Source organism: Sphingomonas sp. LH128, from assembly GCF_000293195.2.
Classification (GTDB): Bacteria; Pseudomonadota; Alphaproteobacteria; order Sphingomonadales; family Sphingomonadaceae; genus Novosphingobium; species Novosphingobium resinovorum_A.
In genome coordinates this window covers 1-1,081 of sequence record NZ_ALVC01000537.1, presented here as the reverse complement: position 1 = coordinate 1,081, position 1,081 = coordinate 1, and the positions used below count along the sequence as shown (strand labels likewise).

The window sequence follows — 1,081 nt, the reverse complement described above, 5'->3', positions numbered from 1 at the left end:
CCGCCAATCTTCGCCGCATCACTCCGCCTGCCGCCATCCAGGATCGAGGCCATCGCCAAAAGCCGTCGCACCTGCTGCGCATCATCGCTGCGCCGGGCAAAAGCTCGCAAGTCTGACCCTGAATAATCGCTTCGCACAACCAACGACGCCGCCATCACAAGCCTCCATCTGCTCGCGATGGTGAATCAGAAAAATCTGCTCTTGGGAATCCCAATGAGTCAGCCTCAAAGGGATTTGGTATTAGCCGACCTGTTCATCTCGCGCGGCCCTCCGGCACATATACGGTCCGATAATGGCAGCGAATTTATCGCGACCGCCGTCCAGCAATGGCTGGGGCAGATCGGCGTGAAGACGCTCTACATCACGCCGGGATCACCATGGGAGAATGGCTATAACGAAAGCTTCAACGGGTCGCTTCGCGACGAACTGCTCAACGGCGAGATCTTCTACAGCCTCGCCGAAGCCAAGGTGCTGATCGAAGCTTGGCGGCGGCATTACAACACCGTCCGCCCGCATAGCAGTCTGGGATACCGACCACCGGCACCGGAAACGGCGACACCGCCATATCCGGCCTCCGGTTCCGCTTCGCTCCACCTCCGTCCGGATATGGCGGCGATGGGCTTAATCCACTAACAAACCAAACGGTCCACTCGGTGGGGGCAGATCAAGATCTACGACCGAATGAAAGACGCCGTTTTTCAGCCGCCGCCGTGTGAGCTTGGCGAAGAAGCCCTCGACGGCATTGAGCCATGAGCACGACGTCGGGACGAAGTGGAAGGTCCAACGCGGATGTCTGGTTAACCAGGCGCGGACCTTGGGCTGCTTGTGGGTCGCATAATTGTCGAGGATGACGTGGATCGCCTTGTCAGCGGGCATCTGGGCTTCGATCGTGTTCAGGAACCGGATGAACTCCTGATGCCGGTGTCGTTGCATGTTGCGGCCGATCACGGAGCCATCCAGGACATTGAGCGCGGCGAACAGGGTCGTGGTCCCGTTGCGCTTGTAGTCGTGCGTCATGGTTGCGCCGCGTATAGCGCGACGATCTGGGTGAGAGGTCAGCGACTATCAGGATGAGAACAGA

At 59.2% G+C, this 1,081-nt stretch carries 2 pseudogenes; one reads left to right on the top strand and one right to left on the bottom strand.

From position 1 onward, the window contains the following. Nucleotides 1-237: 237 nt before the first annotated feature. A pseudogene (locus tag LH128_RS29835) lies at nt 238-633 on the top strand (integrase core domain-containing protein); the annotation flags it as partial. Between the two features lie 33 nt (nt 634-666). Here the strand turns inward: LH128_RS29835 and LH128_RS29830 are convergent. After that, nucleotides 667-1,059 (bottom strand): annotated as a pseudogene (locus LH128_RS29830) (IS630 family transposase); the annotation flags it as partial. Between the last annotated feature and the right edge of the window lie 22 nt (nt 1,060-1,081).